Origin of the sequence: Vibrio sp. J383, from assembly GCF_023503985.1 — a bacterium.
GTDB classification, from domain to species: Bacteria; Pseudomonadota; Gammaproteobacteria; order Enterobacterales; family Vibrionaceae; genus Vibrio; species Vibrio splendidus.
On sequence record NZ_CP097293.1, the window covers coordinates 1406773 to 1421823 of the forward strand.

The 15051-nt window shown below is 44.6% G+C and carries 12 protein-coding genes; 7 read left to right on the forward strand and 5 right to left on the reverse strand.

Annotation, left to right across the window (positions count from 1 at the left end; all coding sequences use genetic code 11):
- Positions 1-135: 135 nt before the first annotated feature.
- Positions 136-2127, reverse strand: coding sequence for a methyl-accepting chemotaxis protein (locus M4S28_RS06400; RefSeq protein WP_065607623.1), 1992 nt, complete (start codon positions 2125-2127; stop codon positions 136-138).
- Positions 2128-2404: 277 nt separating this feature from the next.
- Here M4S28_RS06400 and hinT point away from each other — a divergent pair, with 277 nt between their 5' ends.
- From hinT to M4S28_RS06435, 7 genes are all read left to right on the forward strand, one after another.
- Positions 2405-2755, forward strand: a complete 351-nt coding sequence (hinT, locus tag M4S28_RS06405; protein WP_249632531.1) for a purine nucleoside phosphoramidase — start codon at positions 2405-2407, stop codon at positions 2753-2755.
- A 542-nt stretch (positions 2756-3297) separates the two neighbouring features.
- Positions 3298-4689: a COG3014 family protein gene (locus tag M4S28_RS06410; RefSeq protein WP_249632532.1), complete on the forward strand. Its 1392-nt coding sequence runs from the start codon at positions 3298-3300 to the stop codon at positions 4687-4689.
- Positions 4689-5072, forward strand: a complete 384-nt coding sequence (locus M4S28_RS06415) for a YcfL family putative periplasmic lipoprotein (RefSeq protein ID WP_017060222.1) — start codon at positions 4689-4691, stop codon at positions 5070-5072. The genes M4S28_RS06410 and M4S28_RS06415 overlap by 1 nt, the downstream gene beginning before the upstream one ends.
- An 86-nt stretch (positions 5073-5158) precedes the next feature.
- On the forward strand, positions 5159-5749 hold the full coding sequence (lpoB, locus tag M4S28_RS06420) for a penicillin-binding protein activator LpoB (protein WP_004736264.1): 591 nt from the start codon (positions 5159-5161) through the stop codon (positions 5747-5749).
- Positions 5750-5954: 205 nt separating this feature from the next.
- Positions 5955-6809 (forward strand): phosphotransferase, encoded by an 855-nt coding sequence (locus M4S28_RS06425; protein WP_249632533.1) that lies wholly within the window; start codon positions 5955-5957, stop codon positions 6807-6809.
- A 108-nt stretch (positions 6810-6917) separates the two neighbouring features.
- The gene (ycfP, locus tag M4S28_RS06430) at positions 6918-7457 is read left to right on the forward strand and encodes an alpha/beta hydrolase YcfP (RefSeq protein ID WP_004736262.1); all 540 of its coding nucleotides are present in this window, start codon (positions 6918-6920) and stop codon (positions 7455-7457) included.
- 512 nt (positions 7458-7969) lie between these two features.
- A complete protein-coding gene (locus M4S28_RS06435) occupies positions 7970-9259 on the forward strand; it encodes an NAD(P)/FAD-dependent oxidoreductase (RefSeq protein WP_004736261.1) in 1290 nt (429 codons plus the stop codon).
- A 111-nt stretch (positions 9260-9370) separates the two neighbouring features.
- Here the strand turns inward: M4S28_RS06435 and M4S28_RS06440 are convergent, their stop codons facing one another.
- The 4 genes from M4S28_RS06440 to M4S28_RS06455 all read right to left on the reverse strand — a co-directional run bounded on the left by M4S28_RS06440 (position 9371) and on the right by M4S28_RS06455 (position 14914).
- On the reverse strand, positions 9371-9916 hold the full coding sequence (locus M4S28_RS06440) for a GNAT family N-acetyltransferase (RefSeq protein WP_249632534.1): 546 nt from the start codon (positions 9914-9916) through the stop codon (positions 9371-9373).
- A 129-nt stretch (positions 9917-10045) separates the two neighbouring features.
- Positions 10046-10813 carry a peptidoglycan binding protein CsiV gene (locus tag M4S28_RS06445; protein WP_017086100.1) on the reverse strand — a complete coding sequence of 256 codons (768 nt, stop codon included), beginning with the start codon at positions 10811-10813 and terminating at the stop codon, positions 10046-10048.
- Positions 10814-10876: 63 nt separating this feature from the next.
- On the reverse strand, positions 10877-14338 hold the full coding sequence (gene mfd / locus M4S28_RS06450) for a transcription-repair coupling factor (RefSeq protein WP_249632535.1): 3462 nt from the start codon (positions 14336-14338) through the stop codon (positions 10877-10879).
- A 6-nt stretch (positions 14339-14344) separates the two neighbouring features.
- Positions 14345-14914, reverse strand: coding sequence for a PilZ domain-containing protein (locus M4S28_RS06455; protein ID WP_102315157.1), 570 nt, complete (start codon positions 14912-14914; stop codon positions 14345-14347).
- Between the last annotated feature and the right edge of the window lie 137 nt (positions 14915-15051).

The window sequence follows — 15051 nt, forward strand, 5'->3', positions numbered from 1 at the left end:
TAATAATCATATAATGACAAAGATCATAAAAAACAAGGGCAACCCTTGATAAAAGTTGCCCTTGTTCAAATAGTTATCACTATTGGGTAAGAAGTCCCAATATTCTCACTAAATATCTATCAATTTCTCAGCTACCTATAGCTTGAACTGATGAACCAAATCACCTTGCTGGTTTGCGAGAATTGTTAGGTTTTGGCTTGCCTCAGCAATTGAAGACATCGCTTGGTAACTCTTATCTGCGATGTGGTTGATGTCTTCTATATTCCGCGCAATATCACCAGAAGTTTCACTCTGCTCTGCGGCTGCTTGAGAGATGTGTGTACTCATGTGGCTGATCTCTAGAATCAAGGCTTGGATCTCTTCCATCGCACTGTTGGCACTTGAAGCTTGTTGAACCGACATGTCCATATCGCTCATACAACTTTCAATCACGTTGCTTGCTGTTTTCGAGCTTGATTGCAGGTTGCTGATCATGGTCTCGATTTCAGACGTTGATTGAGTGGTCTTCTGTGCTAGCACGCGTACTTCATCGGCAACCACTGCAAAACCACGGCCTTGCTCACCGGCACGCGCCGCTTCGATTGCTGCGTTGAGTGCAAGTAGGTTGGTTTGTTCTGCAATACCACGGATCACGTCGAGGATTGAGCCAATCTGGCTACTCATCTGTTGCAGCTCACCTACAGCACCAACAGATTCAGTAAGGCGAACCTCAAGCTGGTTAATGGTACTGATGTTGGTGTTCATTATCTGACGGCCAGACTCAGAAGCCGATTCTACTTGTTGAACCATGGTTAGTGAACTTTGCGCGCTGTTCGCCACTTCTTGTACAGAATGAGACATTTCTGTCATTGCGGTCGCGACAGTTGCCGTTTGCTCACGTTGGCTGTTCAGTTGAGCTTGCGTCTCTGTAGAGGTTTTCTGGTTTACGCTTGCGGTCTTCGTTAAGTCGTCTGAAGCGTCATTCAGTTTCACCAGAATATTGCGTAGGTTGTCGGCTAAGGTGTTGATGTGACGACTCACACGGCTGAATTCGTTGTCATAACGAATATCGATACGCTGAGTCATATCGCCTTCAGTTAGGCCTTCTAATGTACCTAGAATGCGAGTTAATGGCTCTCTTACACTATGTGCAATATGGTAACCAATTGCTGCAGCGAATACGGTGACAACAATACCAATTGCAATCGCATTGAACAGGCCTTTGTCGTAGATGCTGCTTGCGTCTTCAAGTGAAGCGTTCAGTTGCTCTTCCGCAGTCACGTTGAATGAGTCTAAAACAGCCATGGCTTGGTCTATTTCTACGGCTAAGTTAGCAATGTTGATGTACAGAGCTTGTTTCGCTTTCAAGTAGTTGTTGTGTTTGTCCAACACACCGCCTTTTTGACCAACGTCTTTGGTGAACTTCTGAACCGATTCATCAAAGACATTTTTAAGTGCTGGCAGTTGTGTGGATAGGCCGCGGTAAGCGTAGTTAAGGTGAGTAACGGCCTTTTTGTTTTGGTTAACAGCTTTCTGAACGAAGGCAACATCAGAACTCGCTAGCGCATCAGAGGTAATCACTTCAGCATCTTGAAGTTTAATGAAGTAGCTTTTTGCCATCACTTTTACAGAGATGCTTTTTTGGTCAGCAACGTACTCTTTCATGCCAACAGTTAGCTCTGAATGTAAGCGTTGGAAATCGCGAGATGCTTTCTGTACTTGCTCTTGAGCTTCAAACATTGCGACGTAGTTGTTCATCGCTTCGTCAGCTTCGGCGAAGTAGCGTTCTTCCATTACTCTTAATTGGGCAATGCGTTCAGTGAGCGAAACATTGTTTTGGCTTGCCGCTTCTAAACTTCCGAGAACTTCTGAAAACGAGTTTTGTGACGCAGCAAACTCAGTACGCATTGCAGACATGCGTTCAGCGTTTTGTGTGGTTAAGTAATCTTTGAATGATTTATCAGCAGAAAGCAATTGAACACTTGTTTGATTTGAAAGCGCGACAAGTGGTAGTGAGGTTTCTGAGACACTCTCAAAATTGCTGTGTATCTGATTCATGCTGTTCATCATGATGGTTATCGTGACTGCGAACATGATGATGATCAGTGCGAAACCAGCGTACATACGCTTGATCACAGATCCCTTCATGGCTTTCTCCCTAAATAAAAATGCAGACCTAATGTCAGGTCAAAGTAAAACTAACAAAATTATCAGCATTCTATTGAGCTCCGTTTACGCATTTTATGACGCACACGTCAAAAATAGCCCTCAGTTATAACCAACATGCCATTCTTGAGAGCTAAGGCTCGTTTTCTTTGATTTGAACGGTGTTTTTTATTATGCTTTAAAGCAGATTTATTGTGGTTTGATGCGGCATAGCGCATACTCAAAGCATTAAAAAATAAATGTTTTATCGGAGAGAAACATGGCTGAAGAAACCATTTTTAGTAAGATCATCAATAAAGAAATCCCAGCAGATCTGCTATACCAAGACGATTTAGTAACGGCATTTCGCGATATCAACCCTCGCGCTCCAAGCCATATCTTAATCATCCCAAACAAGCTGATTCCAACAACGAATGATGTTGAAGTAGAAGATGAAGCCATGATGGGGCGTATGTTTACCGTGGCTCGCAAGTTAGCAAAAGAAGAAGGCATCGCAGAAGAAGGCTATCGTCTTATCGTGAACTGTAACTCTCACGGTGGCCAAGAGGTTTATCATATTCACATGCACTTGGTTGGTGGCCGTCCACTTGGCCCGCTATTAATGAGCTAATAAAAAGTTAATGAGCTAATGCAAAGCTAACAAGTTAATGAAAGCTAACGAGCTAGTTTAAACGCGCTCATTAGTGGGTTAACACAAGTAGTTAGTTGGAAAATTTGTAGTTTGTATGCCAACTTTAAGTTCTATCTGTTGTCTGAATGTCGGCATCGCCTAAGCAGAAGCTAAATCAGTAGGGTTTCAACTGGCTTGAGATCCTTTTTACAACACGTTTCGTTTTGATAATGAGACTAGGGTCTGTTGATCTTTCGAGCTGATTTTTGCAGCACTTTGTGGGAAATTTCTACAAGGCAGAGGCTTTGAAGTGTAGCTAGCCTACATGAGAAGCTGATAACGCAGTAGAAATGAACCACAAAGACTGCCTGAAGGGTTCGGCTAGAATCGTTTTATGCTTTGTTAAGAAGTATTAACTTAGAATGACTAGGCTACATACTCCTTGCCGCGCCTAAAACGATTCTATCTCGAACAAAATTTAACCACGAAAGGTCAACAGACCCTAACAAAGTTGGCATTTTAAACATGCACGGAGACGATAAGTGAAGCAACAGTTTAGATTCGCTTCCATTGCCCTGTTATCGGCGTTGACTGTGGGCTGTGCAAGTATGTCTGCAGGAAACCTGTTCAGTCATTACAGCGCGCAAAACAAAGAGATCTACCAAGCCGTTAAATCTGGAGATTATTCAGAGGCTCAACAAGAGCTACCAGATTACGCTGCGGGTGACATCCTTGATAACTTTGAAAGAGGTAGAATTAACCTTCTGGATCAGCAATACCCAGAGAGTAAGTCTTCGTTTGAAGTGGCGGATCAGGCGGTAACTGAGCAGCAAAGAAAAGCCGTGATCTCGATTTCAGACAGTGCAACCAGCGTGGGTGCGTTGGCGGTGAATGATAATATTACCGAGTATGTGCCAGCCGATTATGAGCTGGGGTTTCTTCATCTGTATCTCGGTTTAAATTACCTCAAGAAAAACGATTTAGAAGGTGCGGTGATCGAAATGCGTCGCGCCAACCAAGTTCAAGAACAAGCAAAGAAGCAACGTGAGGCTGAGTTAGACAAAGCAGCCAGCGATGCGAAGAAGCAAGGCCTGTCTGCCAATGTGGGTAGCATCCTTGCTAATTACCCTGATGCGGGTAAAAAGCTGCAGTCAGTACAGAATGCGTATCTGATGTTCTTGTCTGGTCTGCTTTATGAAGCTTCAAATGATTTAAACAGTGCCTATGTTGAATATCGTCGTGCTTTGGCTGTGATGCCAGATAACCAAGAAATCATCGACAGAACGATGGCAACAGCTGCTCGTTTAGGGATGCGCCAAGATTTAGCGACATTAGAAAAACGCTATAAGCAGTCTTCTAAACTTAGTACAGGTGAAGGGCGAGTGATTGTTCTTCAAGAGCAGAGCGCTGTACAAGCTATGGACAGTTGGCGACTAGATTTACCTGTTTATGACAGTCGCGATCAGGGGGCAATATACTCTCTTGCGCTCCCCTATTACCCGAATCAAAACGTAGAGCGTTTTTCTGCCTTGCGAATCAGCGGGCAACCTTTACAAGAACACCTGATCACGGATGTAAACGCGATGGCTCAGAATGATTTATCTGAACGTATGACGAGCATTGTTATTCGCCAAGCGCTACGTGTAGTCGCGAAAGATCGCATTCGTAAAGAAGCAACCAAAGGCGATGATGTCGGTAATATTCTGTTCAACGTGTGGAACGCACTGACTGAGCAACCAGACACTCGTAGCTGGCAATCATTACCAGCAGAGATTAAGAGCAGCACGTTTGTAGCAAACAGCGGTCAATATACGTTGGAAGCGGGCGCTAAAACGTATGACTTTGATATTCGAGAAGGGCAGACCACCTTGGTGTGGATTTCTCGACAAGGAAACAATGCAACAATGTGGCATAAACAGCTAGGGAGGCTGTAATGAAAAAGTGGTTAGTGAGCTTAGCAGCGGTTATGGCTCTGGCTGGTTGTGCTGATAATACAGCTGGCGTAAGGGTCGATAGTCTGACTCAGAACGTTTTCTTTGGTGACAAGGTATTGGGCAGCCGTTTACAGGTTGAAGATATCCGTACCGATCTGGTCGACGGTCATACGCGCGGAATCGTTCGTTTAAACAGTAACTATAAAGGCGATCAACATATCCTTTATCGTTTTTACTGGTACGACGATGCCGGGCTTGAGGTCAACCTAAAGCAAGGCCCTTGGAAGCAAGCAATTGTTCGTGGTTTTGAAAGTATTTCGTTGTCGGAAGTGTCGGTAAACCCGAAAGCGACTCAGTTCAGAGTCCAGTTCCGAGAGCAGTAAGTCTGATAAAACGGGTCTAATGATTCGTAAATACAAGAATTTAAGAGTGTGGGTAACCCCGCTCAGTGATAAGTTGAGGAAACAAAATGAAAAAGAGTGTCGTTGCGCTACTAGGTTTAGCGGTTATTTTAGGCGGTTGTTCAAACAAGGTAAGCTACGGTGATGCACAAGCAGTAGAAACCACGACAATCGATTTCGGTTCAACTGACCTTCAAACGATTGCGGGTGAAATGGTCGATAGCATGATGGCGTCTGGTTCAGTGTCTTACATTACTCGTGAGCAACGTCCAATCGTGTTCGTAGAGCGAATTAAGAACAAGACAAGTGAGCACATCGATACTGAGTCAATCACTGACACTATCAGTACTAAAATGCTGAATTCTGGTAAGTTCCGTTTCGTTGATATGGACCGTGTAGAGTCTGTTCGTGACCAATTGAACTTCCAAAACAATGATGAGCTTGTAAATCAAAGCTCAGCAATTCAATTCGGTAAAATGGTCGGTGCTCAATACATGTTGTACGGCAACCTATCAAGCATCGTTAAGAAAGATGGTAGCGACGAAGACGTTTACTACAAAATGACTATGCGTCTAATGGATCTTGAGTCTGGCTTGATTGAATGGGCTGACGAGACTGAAATCCGTAAGCAACAATCTAAGAGCCTACTAGGCCTTTAATTTCGCTTACTTGCCAACTAAACGCAGCCAGTTTTGACAGCGTCTAGTCTTGGCAGCGTATAGCTTGGCCACACATAGCTTGGTCACACGCCAATGCAGTGCATGATGTGCTGTTTATGAAGAGACACTGGCTTTTGGTCAGTGTCTTTTTTGTAGGGAAATGAAGACGTTTATAGGGCAGTTAAGACGTTTATAGGGAGTAAATATGGCAATTTTTTCTTGGTCTGAGGCTAAGCTTCTTGATACCAGTTTGAGTTCGCTTGATGGTTACTTTTCTGAGCCACCTGTTAGAGCGCAAACGCTGACCGGCGGTTTGACCAATCGATGTTGGAAACTGGTTTCAGCCGATGGCACCGCGTATGTTTGGCGCCCAATCACACCCATCACCAAAGCGTTCTTCATTTCTCGTCATGAAGAGTACCAAGTGCTGTCTACGATTGAACGTCTAGGTATTGGACCAAGTCCAATAGTGGTCAATGAGCAAGGCTTATTGGTTGAATGGATTGCGGGTGAGACGCTTTACGAAGGCTTAGAGCTTGATGATTTGTTGAAGACGCTGATCTCGGTGCATTTGGTTAATACCGCGCGATTACCACTCCAACCGTTCAGTTTCACAGCACGAGTCGATCATTACTGGCTTCAACTTGATGCAATTCATAAGACTGAAGCCTGCACTAAAATTTACCAAGAGTGGCGAGTAGCACCGAGTGTTCCAAATGTTGACCTGTCTTTGTGCCATTTTGATTTAGGTGGTTATAACCTAGTGAGAAACAGTGACGGCATTAAGATTATTGATTGGGAATATGCTGCGTTAGCAGACCCTAGACTTGATCTTACGCTGACCATTGCTGTTGCAGGGTTACCTGTTGCTGAAGCCGTTGATAAGTACTGTCAGCTGCGAGGTATCCATGATGTTCAGCCTTGGCTCGATGGGGTAGAAGCATGGTTACCAAGAAGCCAAATGATGGCGATGCTGTGGTATTTACTTGCGCATCAGCTCTGGGGCGATGAAAGTTATCTGCGTGAAGCAGAGGCGCTGAGTCACACTTTATGTAGCTAGGATCACGTTTAGGAAGTGAAAAATATAATTTCGTTCGTGTTCCCTTTAAAACCTTATTTTTCATGTTAGATTAATTAAAACGTACCAATATTCAACAAGGAGGTACTAATGATTATTTATCTACATGGCTTCGACTCAACTAGCCCGGGCAATCACGAAAAAATACTGCAGTTGCAATTCATTGATGATGACGTTCGTTTCATCAACTACAGTACTTTGCATCCAAAACACGATATGCAACATTTGCTAAAAGAAGTGCATAAAGTGATAGAGCAATCCGATGACCCGCATCCGATCATTTGTGGTGTAGGCTTAGGTGGTTTTTGGTCTGAACGTATTGGTTTCTTATGTGGTATTAAGCAGGTGGTGTTCAACCCGAATCTGCACCCTGAGAACAACATGGTAGGTCGAATTGACCGTCCAGAAGAGTACGAAGACATCGCGACTAAGTGTGTTGCTCAATATCGTATGAAGAACAAAGGTCGCTGTTTAGTGGTGCTTTCTCGTGAAGATGAGATTCACGACAATACCAAAACAGCTGCCGCGTTAGAAGATTATTATGATGTCATCTGGGACGAAAAAGAGAGTCATAAGTTCAAAAAAATCTCTCAGCACTTGAAGACAATGAAAGCGTTTAAAAACGCTTAATTATTCCAGTTATTTTATAAAAGCAGTACTCAATTGAGTGCTGCTTTTTTTTACATCTGAACCCAAGAGCCGAACATTAATCAAATGGTTGTAGTTATTTTTTGAAGAGTTTGAGCATTTAAAGATAAGTTTGCGCAAACGTTAACTAATTCGCCGCGAATCCTCATTGTGGGTAAGGATTTTTGTTGCGGTCATCTTTTTGCTATATATAATGTTCCCAAGCAAAATATTTTGATAAATATCAAGAAAAATTGAGAGCGAGTGATAAAACTTGCCCATTATTTGTGCTCTACCTCTCAGGTAGTCACCTTTTTTATCCAAGTGAGCAAAGCGGCAAGCCAATGTTTGTTGCTTGTAACCCCTCTAACTACTCGGTGAGCTGTCGTTATTCTTTTTCGCGGTAATCCAATTTGTAACAGCCTTCGCATTCAAGGCCGAGTAGATACATAGAATTTATCGGTTGGAGTAATCGAGCCGAACCCCATTTATTCATTTTGTAGAGGATTGTCATTGTGACAAAAATTATCGTAGTAGGCGGTGGAGCTGGTGGTTTAGAACTAGCAACTAAGCTAGGCCGCACTTTAGGTCGTAAAAAGCGTGCCCAGATTACTCTGGTAGATCGTAAAGCAAGCCACCTATGGAAACCATTACTTCATGAAGTAGCAACGGGTTCATTGGACGAGGGTGTTGATGCGTTAAGCTACCGCGCACACGCAAAAAACCATTACTTCGATTTCCAAATGGGCAGCCTGAACGACATCGATCGTGAACGTAAAGTGATCGCTCTGAGCGAACTGAAAGATGATCACGGTGAACTGCTTATGCCAAGCCGTGAACTTGAATACGATATTCTTGTGATGGCGCTAGGTTCAACGTCAAACGACTTCAACACACCAGGTGTTCGCGACAACTGTATTTTCCTTGATAGTCCAGAGCAAGCGCACCGTTTCCGTACAGAAATGAACAACCAGTTCTTAAAGCTTCACGCTAAGAACGGCCAAGGCACAGTAGATATTGCTATTGTTGGTGCTGGCGCGACAGGTGTTGAGCTTTCTGCAGAACTGCACAACGCGGTTAAAGAGCTTCGTACTTATGGCTTTGGCGATCTAGATTCAAGCAAGCTGAACGTTAACCTTGTTGAAGCGGGTGAGCGTATTCTTCCAGCCCTACCTCCTCGTATTTCGAGCGCAGCACACTCTGAGCTTACGAAGCTTGGTGTAACTGTGCGTACGACTACAATGGTTACACAAGCTGATGCTGACGGCCTAACGACTAAAGATGGTGAGAAGATCCCAGCACAAATCATGGTTTGGGCTGCAGGCATTAAAGCGCCAGATTTCATGAAAGATATCGGTGGTCTTGAGACGAACCGTATCAACCAGTTGGTTGTGAAAAATACGCTACAAACTACGCTTGATGACAATATCTTTGCTATTGGTGACTTAGCGCAATGTACGCAAGCAGATGGTTCATTCGTTCCACCACGTGCACAAGCGGCTCACCAGATGGCAAGTTGTGCGTTTAGCAATATCATTGCTAAGTTAAACGGCCGCGACCTGAAAGATTACATCTACAAAGATAAAGGCTCACTTGTTTCGCTAAGCCGATTTTCTACGGTAGGTAGCTTGATGGGTAACCTAACTAAAGGTTCGATGATGGTTGAGGGTCGTATTGCTCGTATCGTTTACATCTCTTTGTACCGTATGCATCAGATGGCGCTTCACGGACTAATTAAAACATCGCTGATGATGTTAGTTGGTCGTATTAACCGTGTACTTCGTCCAAACCTAAAGCTTCACTAATCAGGCAAGCCTGCTAAAGGCGTTACGCTGATAATAAAAAAGAGCTCTTCGGAGCTCTTTTTTTGATCGTGTCGACTGCGTGTTGTGACGGATTGTTACTCTATTAAGCTTTTAAGAGGTTGGAGGTAGCACGGAATAAACCACGCCATCTTTCGGCTTACCGTTAAAGATAAAGCGATTCTTAGCAATGGTTTCGCGTTCAGCGCCACATTTCTCGATCAGCTTTTGGCTGGGTAGGTTCTCTGTATCGCAGACAATCTCCAAACGCGTTAACTTGAGCAGTGCGAAGCAAAATTCAAATAAGGCAATCATCGCTTCCTTGGCTATCCCTTTTCTTTGAAATTCATCACCCACCCAATAACCTAAACTTGCCATGTTAAAGGTGTGGTAAAGCTCATTAATGGCCACCATACCGACTAACTTATCGCTTTTTCGCTCGAAGATACCAAAGCCAAACGCTTCGGCTTTAACCCAGTTTAAGCGAGTCGCCAGAATGAATTTCTCGGCCTCGATGATAGAAAACTCGCTATGACACCAGTCGAGCCATGGCAATAAACTCGGGGAGGACTTAACCAGCTGTGAAAATTCTTGAGCGTCTGAGGCTTCAATAATTTTGAGGCTGAGATTTTGTGTATTGATCTGAAAGTCAGGGCTCATAAGGCGTACCAAGTAACGTGTAGATAAGGATAGTAAGTACTGCGTGAATATAGCCTGTACTAATAAAACGCCCTCACTAGGAGGGCGGATTGAATTATTTATATAATTATAGCTGAATCGGCAAGTAACTTACTGCGCCACACGTCGAACTTGAATCACCATACCAAGAAGCGGGTGATCAAGGTAGTGAGTCTCAGTACTGCGCATACGACGTTTTTGGTCCATGCGGTAGCTCTTAAGGAACTCTTCCACTTCAACCGTCGGAGAGATTTCAGTGAGGTTGCCCACTTGAACATTGCTTTCGGCGCCACTTACTGGTGAATCTAGCTCGATTTGTTGCTCTTGAAGAGTCACTTCACGAACGCTCGGCGCTTTTAAATCCAATGTTGTTTCAGCGTAGAGGTAATGCTGAACGTAGATTTGTAGCTTGCCGTCTAATTCGTATAGTGGCTTATCAATGGTCTCTTCTTTGAAGCCATCAGTATTTGCTGCAGTTACTGCACCTTTCTCTGAACCGTCAGCGTTGAAGTCTTTAGAGAAATCTTTACCTGCTTGAATGTGGAATACAGGTGCCGAGCTCTTACCTTGGTCGCCCTGACGCCAAGCGGTATGCATTAGCACTTCAAAACCAGCGTGTTTACGTAGCTTGTCTTTCTGAGGCGTTAACTTGTATTCCGAGTAAGGCAGCATTTGAACGCCTTTCTTTGCTCGGTATTGGGTATCTTGAAATGAACCAACGCGCTCAAGTGAAATCTTAGGCTGAGTGTTAGGCCAGGATTCATTCACTTTTTCTGCATCAACAGCACGCTTAAAAATGATCACTTCTATATCAAATTGTCTCTGCGCCAAACTTGGCAGTGAGACGAACAATAGTAGCAGTGGGATCAGTCTTTTCATTTTTACTCCGTCTTCCAGCCGATCTATCGGCTGGATAATTTATATGTGCAAGTGGATTGGGTCTTATGCTGAAGGCAGCAAGTTCTGTCTGAATTCGCCCAATAAATCACTAACAAATTGAATTCGTTTCCGTCTGTCGACCAATGGTATCGTAAACTTGAACTTTGTTGGTCCTTCCATTGAAAACTTTTGCGGTTGAGATTGCAACAGTTTAACAAGGTAGGCCGGGTTTATGTCAGCATCTGGGTAGAATTCTAAGAATCCACCTTTATCGTGAGCTTCAATTTTCTTCGCTTTGATTGACGCCGCGGCTAATTTTAGCTCAGAAACTGACAACAAGTTTTTGGTCGCATCAGGTAGAAGGCCGAAGCGATCAATTAGCTCGACTTTCAACTCGGCCAATTCATCCGTGTCACTCACACTCGCAATACGCTTATAGGTAGACAAACGTGTATTGATGTCTGGGATGTAGTCATCAGGCAACAGTGCTGGCAGGCGCATCTCAATTTCAGTTTGTTCACGCAGTAGGTCATCAAGCGATGGCTCTCGTCCCTCTTTTAATGCCTCAACCGCTTGTTCAAGCATCTCCATGTAAAGCGTAAAGCCAACCGACTGGATTTGACCACTCTGTTCATCACCGAGTAGTTCACCTGCACCACGAATCTCTAAGTCATGGGTTGCTAGCGTAAAGCCTGCACCTAAGTCTTCAAGTGAAGCAATGGCGTCCAATCGCTTGACGGCATCTTTGGTCATTGCTTTCGGGGGAGGTGTTAGCAAGTAGGCATAAGCTTGGTGGTGAGATCGACCCACACGCCCACGTAATTGGTGCAGTTGCGCTAAACCAAGGTTATCGGCTCTGTCCATTAAGATGGTATTTGCCGTTGGTACGTCGATACCCGTTTCGATGATGGTAGTACACACTAGCAAGTTAAAACGCTGGTGATAGAAGTCATTCATGATACGTTCTAGCTCTCGCTCTCGCATCTGACCATGGGCAACGGTGACACGCGCTTCTGGAATCAGTTTTTGCAGTGACTCTGCCGTCTTTTCAATCGTGTCGACTTGGTTGTGCAGGAAGTAAACTTGACCACCACGCATGATTTCACGCAGTACCGCTTCTCTGACTATTGCGTCATCACTCTCGCGAACAAAAGTCTTTATTGCTAAGCGTCGTGCGGGTGGTGTGGCGATGATCGACAAGTCACGCATACCGCTCATTGCCATATTCAACGTTCTCGGAATCGGTGTCGCGGTTAGCGTGAGGATATCGACATCCGCGCGCATCGCCTTCACTTTCTCTTTTTGGCGCACACCGAAGCGGTGCTCTTCATCAACGACTAACAAGCCAAGGTCTTTAAACTTAAGGTCACTGGAAAGCAGCTTGTGAGTGCCCACTAAGATGTCGACCTTACCGTCGGCAACATCTTGCATGATCAATTTCTGTTCTTTAGCTGATTTAAATCGCGACAGAACTTCGACACGTATCGGTTGGTTCGCGAAACGGTCTCGGAAGTTTTCAAAGTGTTGCTGAGCAAGTAGGGTGGTTGGAACTAACACGGCTACTTGTTTGCTGTTGTCGGTACAAACGAATGCTGCGCGCATCGCGACTTCGGTTTTACCAAAGCCAACATCACCACACACTAAACGGTCCATGGCTTTGGCTTGGCACATATCCGACATAACAGCATTGATGGCCATTGCTTGGTCATCCGTTTCTTCAAACGGGAAGCCAGACTTGAAGGTCGCGTATTGGCCACGATCGAGTACAAACTTGTAGCCAGGTTTTAGTTCACGTTTAGCGTAAACATCAAGCAGTTCGGCTGCAACGTCACGGACTTTCTCTGCGGCGCGCTTACGAGCTTTCTGCCATGCTTCGCCACCGAGTTTATGCAGTGGTGCAGAATCTTCAGCGCCGCCAGAGTAGCGCCCGATTAAGTTCAGAGAAGCAACAGGTACGTAGAGCTTGGCATCATTTTGATACTCAAGCGTTACGTATTCTGTTTTCATACCACCCGCTTCAAGTGTTTGCAGGCCGATGTAACGACCAATACCGTGGTCAATATGAACAACAGGTTGACCCGGTTTAAGTTCGGCTAAGTGACGAATTACAGTGTCGCTGTTAACGCTTTTCTTGTCTTTCTTACGACGTTGTACAACGCGATCACCTAACAGGTCGCTTTCACAGACAAGGGCGATGTTTTGCTCTTCGTGGATAAAGCCATGCTCAGCAGAACCTAGGATCAGGGTGAACTTATCTTTACCTTTAATCGCCGCGTCGAGGTTTTCAACTTCGCTTGGACGAACTTTGATGCCTCGAAGCAATTCACTCAGTGCTTCACGGCGGCCTTCAGATTCAACCGAAAAGACTACTTTGCCATCGAAGGCTTCAGTGAACTTTCTTAGGTTAGACAAAGGTTCTTTATTCTGATGTTGAACGCTGAGATCAGGCAGAGACACAACCGGAAGGTTGGTACGTCCGGCTTTTTCTTCAATTGAATCTAAGCTCAGATTGACCTGTGGTTTTTGTTTGAAATGTGCGAACAGTTCGTCTTTTTGTAGCCAAAGTTGTTCAGGTTTCAGCAGTGGTCGTAACGGGTCAACACCGCGTTGTTCGTATCGATGAGAAACGTCTGTTAGGAATGAATCTACCGCGGTCTCGACATCACCTAGAACGAGGATTTGCGCTTCATCGGCAACATAATCAAACAAGGTTTCAGTATGGTCGAAGAATAGCGGCTGCCAGTATTCAATACCTGCGGGCCAAGTGCCTTTTGAAACCTGCATATAAACCGATTCTGGTTCACGGCGCGCATCAAACTGTTGGCGCCAGCGAATGCGGAAATCTTCAATAGCACTTTCAGAGGTTGGGAACTCGTGAGCTGGCAGCAAACGGATCTCAGAGATGTCTTCGATAGAGCGCTGATTTTCAGGATCGAAAGTACGGATGGTGTCGATCTCGTCATCGAAGAAGTCGATACGATACGGGTCTTTGCTGCCCATTGGGAACAAGTCGAGAATTGAACCTCGGCTCGCATACTCACCCGGGCCAAACACTTGGTCTACGTAACGATAGCCAGACTTTTCAAGTTGAAGACGCAGCTTCTCTAACGAGTACAGATCGCCCGTTTTCACCATTAAGGTGTGCTGCAACAAGAAGTCACGTGGCGACTGACGTTGTAGTAGCGTGCTGATCGGTACGATCGTGATGCCATCTTTTAACGTTGGCAGTGCATAAAGGCGAGCGATACGGTCAGAAATGATCTCTTGGTGCGGTGAGAAGCTGTCGTATGGCAGAGTCTCCCAATCAGGGAATAGTGCTACTTCATGTGACGTAAATTGTTCAATTTCTAATTGAAGCTTGAGTGCGATTTGAGGATCGGGCACTGCAAGTAAAGTATGGCTGTTATGCTGCTCCGCAAGTCTAGCGATAGCAAGCGCTAGAGATGAACCAACTAGGTTACCGATGTGTTTTTTATCACCGGCACCTTTGAGCTTAGGTAGTGTAAAAATGGATTGTTTTGTCATGTCTAATTACTTGTTATCTCGTTCTAGAGAGCGTTGACGTAAAAGCTTTTGTTGTTGATGAAGCGCAGCTTTGATCAGCAAGTCTTGGTCAGTATCACGAAGATGAGCATATTTGAATTTGATTTCGAAACCTGAATCTTTAGGTTCACTAGCGAAGACTTCCGCGTAGCAATAAATAGCGGCGGCAGGGTGCTCGATAAAGAGCTTGGCTTTAACTAAGCGACCCACTTCGATATCTGTTTTGGAAAAACAAGAGAACTGACTCGCGCCAAATGAATACGTGTGGGTACGAAATTGTTCATCATCTTGTTGCGATAACATAAAGCTCAACAAGAGGTTTAATTTAGAGTTCTGTGCATCCAATAAACTGATGACATTCTTCAAGTCGCTGTTTTTCAGTTCGTTGCGAGCACTGTCGGCTAATAGATCCAATTGGCTAAATTCACTTGCCACGACAAACGGGGCAGGGATCTCAGATTCGAATTGAATCTGAGAAGGTAAAGCGAAGTTACTGTCCATTGGCTCAATATTAGCGGTAAGGCTGTGGTGAACGGTGAAAAACTCTTGTTCTGTCATGCGTTAGTTCCTTGAAGTGATCTATTGATTATCGCTATGTGGCCGCAGTAATCAAGGTCAGTTAATTGAAAGTCTCAAATAGTTGTTTGAAATCTGGCTATTTGACAAGGTTCTGTTTTTCAAGCCTAACTAATTGA

Bases quoted from the DNA above. Each gene is read 5' to 3' on its own strand.
- ycfP (WP_004736262.1), top strand. From the start codon at position 6,918: ATGATTATTTATCTACATGGCTTCGACTCAACTAGCCCGGGCAATCAC.
- M4S28_RS06415 (WP_017060222.1), top strand. From the start codon at position 4,689: ATGAAAAAGTGGTTAGTGAGCTTAGCAGCGGTTATGGCTCTGGCTGGT.
- lpoB (WP_004736264.1), top strand. From the start codon at position 5,159: ATGAAAAAGAGTGTCGTTGCGCTACTAGGTTTAGCGGTTATTTTAGGC.
- M4S28_RS06400 (WP_065607623.1), bottom strand. From the start codon at position 2,127: ATGAAGGGATCTGTGATCAAGCGTATGTACGCTGGTTTCGCACTGATC.
- M4S28_RS06425 (WP_249632533.1), top strand. From the start codon at position 5,955: ATGGCAATTTTTTCTTGGTCTGAGGCTAAGCTTCTTGATACCAGTTTG.
- M4S28_RS06445 (WP_017086100.1), bottom strand. From the start codon at position 10,813: ATGAAAAGACTGATCCCACTGCTACTATTGTTCGTCTCACTGCCAAGT.
- M4S28_RS06440 (WP_249632534.1), bottom strand. From the start codon at position 9,916: ATGAGCCCTGACTTTCAGATCAATACACAAAATCTCAGCCTCAAAATT.
- hinT (WP_249632531.1), top strand. From the start codon at position 2,405: ATGGCTGAAGAAACCATTTTTAGTAAGATCATCAATAAAGAAATCCCA.
- mfd (WP_249632535.1), bottom strand. From the start codon at position 14,338: ATGACAAAACAATCCATTTTTACACTACCTAAGCTCAAAGGTGCCGGT.
- M4S28_RS06455 (WP_102315157.1), bottom strand. From the start codon at position 14,914: ATGACAGAACAAGAGTTTTTCACCGTTCACCACAGCCTTACCGCTAAT.